Origin of the sequence: Microbacterium sp. 13-71-7 (genome assembly GCF_002257455.1) — a bacterium.
Classification (GTDB): Bacteria; Actinomycetota; Actinomycetes; order Actinomycetales; family Microbacteriaceae; genus Microbacterium.
Genome location: NZ_NCKN01000244.1, coordinates 1 through 5571, shown reverse-complemented (window position 1 = coordinate 5571; position 5571 = coordinate 1). Strand labels below are relative to the sequence as shown.

Genomic DNA, 5571 nt, shown 5'->3' with positions numbered 1-5571 from the left:
TCGAGTGCTCCGGACACGGCGGCGAGCATCTCGCTGGACGCCTCTTTGCGGCCTCGCTCCATCTCCGACAGGTACTGCGGGGAGACGCCGGCGCGCTGAGCGGTCTCGGCGAGCGTCTCGCCGCGATCCGTGCGAGCGTCGCGGAGCAGCTCCCCCACGACGTTGCGCCAGAGGCGCTCCGGTTCGGTGCCCGGGTTCTTCCGGGGCTCGCGCGAAGGGGCGTGCTCGATGCGGAGTGGGTCAGGGGTCGCGGTCATGGCGCCATGCTAGGCACGCGGCTTCCGCGGGCGCGACCGGATCCGCTCAGAGCAGAACGGCGCCGGCCGGAATCGGGTGCTGTCCCGGATGCGCGCGCGATCGCCGAGGAGTGGAATCGGCAGGAGGGGCGGCGCGCCCCCGCAGGAAGGGATCAGATGATGGCGCTCTACATGGATGTTCACAGGCTCGACGGCCCCGTCACCCTCGACGATGTCGCCGCGGCGCATGCCGCAGACCTCGCGGTGCAGGATCAGCACGACGTGCACTACCTGCGCTACTGGGTCGACGAGGACGGAGGGAAGATCTTCTGCCTCGTCGACGCACCGGACGCGGAGGCCGCCAACACCGTGCACCGCGAGGCGCACGGCCTCGTCGCGGATGAGATCCATCTCGTCCAGGAGGGGCGCTGACGAGCAGGACGCCCGGACGTCGCCGGCGGAGGCAGGGCGATCAGACGTCGTGGATGAGGCGTTTGCCGGTGTTGCCGACCTCGAAGCGCTCGTAGCCGAGCGCGTCGTAGAAGCCGAGCACCCGCTCGTTCCCGGCCCGGACCATGAGCTGGACCTTGGGGCAGCCCATCGCGAGCAGCAGCCGTTCGGCCTCGGCGACGAGCGCCGGGCCGATCCCGGCGCCGCGCCGATCCGAGGCGGTGGCGAGGTAGTACAGCCAGCCGCGGTGCCCGTCGTAGCCCGCCATCACCGAGCCGACGATGCGGGCGTCGGCGTCGGCGTCCGTGACGTCGTCCGGGCCGCCCGCGGGGCGATCCGGGGCGTGCTCCTCCGCGACGAGGAAGAGCTCCGGCTGGACCGCGAGCTTGCGCTCGATGTCGGCGCGCGGATCGTTCCACGGCCGGGTGAGGCCCGCGTCCTCCCAGAGTGCGACGACGGTGTCGGTGTCGCGCCGGTCGAAGGCACGGATCGCGATTCCGGTGGTCATGCGCTCTCCTCCACGATGGTCTGGACGTCGATCGGCGCCAGGGCGTCGATCCACTCCGCCTCGGCGTACCGGCGGAACCAGGACACCTGGCGACGCGCGTAGCGGCGGGTCAGCGCCTGGGTCTCGGCGATCGCCTCGTCCTGTGTGAGCCCGCCCGTCAGTTGGGACAGGGCCTGCGCGTAGCCGATCGCACGGCGCGCCGTCGTGCCCTGCTCGAGACCCTCGCCCCGCAGGCGTTCGACCTCGGCGAGCATCCCCTGCTCCCACATGCGCTCCACCCGCCGGTCGAGCCGCTCGACCAGCGCCGCGCGCTCGACGCCCAGGGCCAGCACGCGCGTGCGAGGATGCCACGGCACCGGCTGCTCGGGCAGCGCCGCGCCGTGGGTGCGCTCCCCCAGGGCCAGCACCTCGAGCGCCCGCACGATACGCCGGCCGTTCTTCGGGTCGATCCGGGCGGCGGCATCCGGATCCTGCTGCTGCAGCCTTGCGAGCAGAGGTCCCGGACCGTCCTGCTCCAGCTCCGCCTCGAGGCGCGCACGCAGCGCGTCGTCCCGGGGTGGGAAGCGGAAGTCGTACAGCACGCTGGACACGTAGAGTCCGGATCCGCCCACGAGGATCGCATCCGCGCCGCCGGCCTGGATCCGTTCGATCGCGGTGCGCGCGTGCGGTTGGTACCACGCCACCGCCGCGTCCTCGGTGACGTCGAGCACGTCGAAGAGGTGATGCGGGACGCCCCGCCGCTCCGAGACGGAGAGCTTGGCGGTGCCGATGTCCATGCCGCGGTAGAGCTGCATGGCGTCCGCGTTCACGATCTCCGCGCGACGTCCGCGTGCGGCCAGCGCCTCCGCGAGGTCGAGCGACAGGTCGCTCTTTCCGGTGCCGGTCGCCCCGACGATCGCCCACAGCCGCGGGGCGCTGGCGTCCGGCCCTTCGCTCCCCGCGCCTCCCTCCCGCCGGCGCTCCGCGCTGCCCGGAGCCTCTGAGGCGCGCGGGGTCGACTCAGGGACCGACACGGAGCCCGGCGCGCTCACACTCCGACGCGGAGCGTCGGCAGGCCCAGCGACACCGCGCGCGGCTTCCCGTCGGCGGCGGGAGCGGCCGGCACCGCGCAGGACTCGGACTGCGCCCGGTCCCACGCGTCGCCGCCGCGCGTGCGGCGGATCCGCAGCGGAGCGCCGTCCGGCGCGTCCGCGAGCAGGTGGAACGGCGCGCCGTGCGTGATCGTCACGGTCACCACGTCACCCGGACGCGGGCGGTCGGAGCCCTCTGGCAGCTCGAAGTGCACGAGGCGGTTGTCCTGCGCGCGGCCCGTGAGGCGGTGCGTCTCGGCATCCTTCTTGCCCTCGCCGACGGAGACCAGGACCTCGACCTCGCGGCCGACCTGCTTCTGGTTCTCCTCGAGCGAGATGCGCTCCTGCAGCGCGATGAGGCGCTCGTAGCGCGCCTGCACGATCTCCTTGGGGACCTGCTCCTCCATGGTCGCGGCGGGCGTGCCCTCGCGGATCGAGTACTGGAACGTGAAGGCGCTCGCGAAGCGGGCCTGCTCCACGACGCGCATCGTGTCCTCGAAGTCCTCCTCGGTCTCGCCCGGGAAGCCGACGATGATGTCGGTGGAGATCGCGGCGTTCGGGATCTTCGCGCGCACGCGGTCGAGGATGCCCAGGAACTTCTCGCTGCGATAGGAGCGTCGCATCGCGCGCAGGATCCGGTCGCTGCCGGACTGCAGCGGCATGTGCAGCTGCGGCATGACGTTCGGGGTCTCCGCCATCGCGTCGATGACATCGTCGGTGAAGGCCGCAGGGTGCGGGCTCGTGAAGCGGATCCGCTCGAGACCCTCGATCTCGCCGGCAGCGCGCAGCAGCTTGCCGAACGCCTGGCGGTCGCCGAACTCGACGCCGTAGGAGTTCACGTTCTGGCCGAGCAGCGTGACCTCGATCGCGCCGTCCTCGACGAGCAGCCGGATCTCGTTCAGGATGTCGCCGGGACGGCGGTCCTTCTCCTTGCCGCGGAGGCTCGGCACGATGCAGAACGTGCAGGTGTTGTTGCAGCCCACCGAGATCGACACCCAGCCGCTGTGCGCCGAGTCGCGACGGGTCGGCAGCGTGGACGGGAAGACCTCGAGGGCCTCCAGGATCTCCAGCTCGGCCTCGCCGTTGTGGCGGGCGCGCTCGAGCAGACCGGGCAGGGACCCCATGTTGTGGGTGCCGAAGACCACGTCGACCCAGGGCGCCTTGTCGAGCACGGCCTGCTTGTCCATCTGCGCCAGGCAGCCGCCGACGGCGATCTGCATTCCCGCATGCTTGTCCTTGCGGCTCTTCAGATGTCCCAGCGTGCCGTACAGCTTGCCGGCGGCGTTGTCGCGCACCGCGCACGTGTTGATGATCACGATGTCGGCCTCGTCGTCCGCGGCGGCACGGACGTAGCCGGCGCTCTCCAGCGAGCCCGACAGACGCTCGGAGTCGTGCACGTTCATCTGGCATCCGAAGGTGCGCACCTCGTACGTGCGCCGCTGGCCGGCCTCATCGAGCGCCGCGGCAGAGGGCGCGATGAGCGTGGGCTCTGAGAGGGGAATGGTCATAGTGCCTGCCATTCTACTTTCGCCTGGCGGGAAAGGCCCCGCTCCCCCTTGTGCCGCTTCCCTCGGCGAGGCCGAAGGCCTCCCGCCGGGTTCAGCTCTCCTCGAACCGCACCCGCCCGACACCCGAACCGCGCTGCGTCTCGCGCCAGGCCGTGCGTGCGGCGGTCAGCGCCACGCTGCCTCCGTACCCCCGCCGAGAGAGCTGACCGACCAGGCGCCGGATCGCGGTGTCCTCGTCGAAGCGACGCAGACCGGCCACCTTGGACCGCGCGTAGTCGAGCGCCCGCTCCGCGTCGTCGTCATCCAGGACGGACAGCGCCTCGTCGGCGATCTGGCGGGGAATGCCGCGCTGGCTGAGTGTGCGGGCGATCGCCACTCGCCCCTGTCCCTTGCGCTCGGATCCCGAGGTCACCAGAAGCTCGGCCAGGGAGGCGTCGTCGAGATACCCGCGCTGCTCGAACTGCTCGATGACGAGATCGCGGTCCTCGGACGACAGGCCGTTCTCACGCAGCACGTCGCGCGCTTCTGCACTGGACAACTGCTTGGAACGGAGTTTCCGGACCAGGAGCTCGCTCGCGTCGGCGATCGGATCGTCGGGCGTGGAGGCGTCATCCCCACCGGGACGGCCGACGGCACGCAGTCCACGACGGGGCGGCGTGGAGGCCGCTGCCTCGGAGACACGAGCCGCCTCCGGCGCCAGCGCCGCAGCGGCGGGGTGACGGGAGCTCGGCCCGCGACGCTCGGCCGCGGATTCCGCAGCCCAGGTCGAGCGCCACTCCGCTCCCGTCGAGGGCGCGGCGGGCGCCGGGGCCGACGGGCGCGGCTGCTCGCCGTCCGCCGTCGCACCGCGCCCTCCGAACAGCGGGATCACAGGGGCGAGGCGGTCGTCCTCGGACGGTGCCCCGCCCCTCTCATCACTCACGGCTCACTCCGGTCGCTGAGCGTCGTCGAGGCGCATGTCAGGCCGGACGACGCTGTGCGAGCTCGTCGGCAGCCGTCGCCGCCGGAGCCGCCGCGCCGCCGATGCCGAGCTTCTGCTTGATCTGCGTCTCGATGGTCTCGGCGATATCGGGGTTCTTGAGCAGGAAGTTGCGCGCGTTCTCCTTGCCCTGGCCGAGCTGGTCGCCATCGTAGGTGTACCAGGCGCCCGACTTCTTCACGATGCCGTGGTCGACGCCGAAGTCGATGAGGCTGCCCTCGCGGGAGATGCCGACACCGTAGAGGATGTCGAACTCGGCCTGCTTGAACGGCGGCGCCATCTTGTTCTTCACGACCTTGACCCTGGTGCGGTTTCCGACCGCCTCCGTGCCGTCCTTCAGCGTCTCGATACGACGGATGTCGAGGCGGACCGAGGCGTAGAACTTCAGCGCCTTACCACCGGCGGTGGTCTCCGGGGAGCCGAAGAACACGCCGATCTTCTCGCGCAGCTGGTTGATGAAGATCATCGTCGTGTTGGTCTGGTTCAGACCACCCGTGAGCTTGCGCAGGGCCTGCGACATCAGTCGCGCCTGCAGGCCGACGTGCGAGTCGCCCATCTCGCCCTCGATCTCCGCTCGCGGCACGAGAGCGGCCACGGAGTCGATGACGATGAGGTCGATGGCGCCGGAGCGCACGAGCATGTCGGCGATCTCGAGCGCCTGCTCACCGGTGTCGGGCTGGGACACGAGCAGCGCGTCGATGTCGACGCCGAGCTTCTTGGCGTATTCGGGGTCGAGGGCGTGCTCCGCGTCCACGAAGGCGGCGATGCCGCCGGCGCGCTGCGCATTGGCGATCGCGTGCAGGGTCAGCGTGGTCTTACC

At 71.1% G+C, this 5571-nt stretch carries 7 protein-coding genes; 1 reads left to right on the top strand and 6 read right to left on the bottom strand.

All coding sequences use genetic code 11. The annotated features are described in order from the left end of the window. Positions 1 to 257, bottom strand: a 257-nt coding sequence (locus tag B7X32_RS17720) for a helix-turn-helix transcriptional regulator (protein WP_292722632.1), incomplete at its 3' end; no start/stop codon positions are given. A 171-nt stretch (positions 258 to 428) separates the two neighbouring features. Here B7X32_RS17720 and B7X32_RS17715 point away from each other — a divergent pair. Beyond that, positions 429 to 668, top strand: coding sequence for a DUF4242 domain-containing protein (locus tag B7X32_RS17715; protein WP_292722630.1), 240 nt, complete (start codon positions 429 to 431; stop codon positions 666 to 668). A 40-nt stretch (positions 669 to 708) separates the two neighbouring features. Here B7X32_RS17715 and B7X32_RS17710 read toward each other — a convergent pair whose 3' ends face one another. From B7X32_RS17710 to recA, 5 genes are all read right to left on the bottom strand, one after another. Continuing rightward, a complete protein-coding gene (locus tag B7X32_RS17710; RefSeq protein ID WP_292722628.1) occupies positions 709 to 1194 on the bottom strand; it encodes a GNAT family acetyltransferase in 486 nt (161 codons plus the stop codon). Then, entirely contained in the window at positions 1191 to 2099 is a 909-nt protein-coding gene (gene miaA, locus B7X32_RS17705; RefSeq protein WP_292722634.1) for a tRNA (adenosine(37)-N6)-dimethylallyltransferase MiaA, read from the bottom strand. Before miaA ends, B7X32_RS17710 begins: the two co-directional genes overlap by 4 nt. A 122-nt stretch (positions 2100 to 2221) precedes the next feature. Further along, on the bottom strand, positions 2222 to 3772 hold the full coding sequence (gene miaB, locus B7X32_RS17700; protein WP_292722626.1) for a tRNA (N6-isopentenyl adenosine(37)-C2)-methylthiotransferase MiaB: 1551 nt from the start codon (positions 3770 to 3772) through the stop codon (positions 2222 to 2224). Between the two features lie 91 nt (positions 3773 to 3863). Then, entirely contained in the window at positions 3864 to 4694 is an 831-nt protein-coding gene (locus B7X32_RS17695; protein ID WP_292722623.1) for a regulatory protein RecX, read from the bottom strand. Positions 4695 to 4731: 37 nt separating this feature from the next. Continuing rightward, positions 4732 to 5571: recombinase RecA (gene recA / locus B7X32_RS17690; RefSeq protein WP_292722621.1), on the bottom strand; the 840-nt coding region annotated here is incomplete at its 5' end.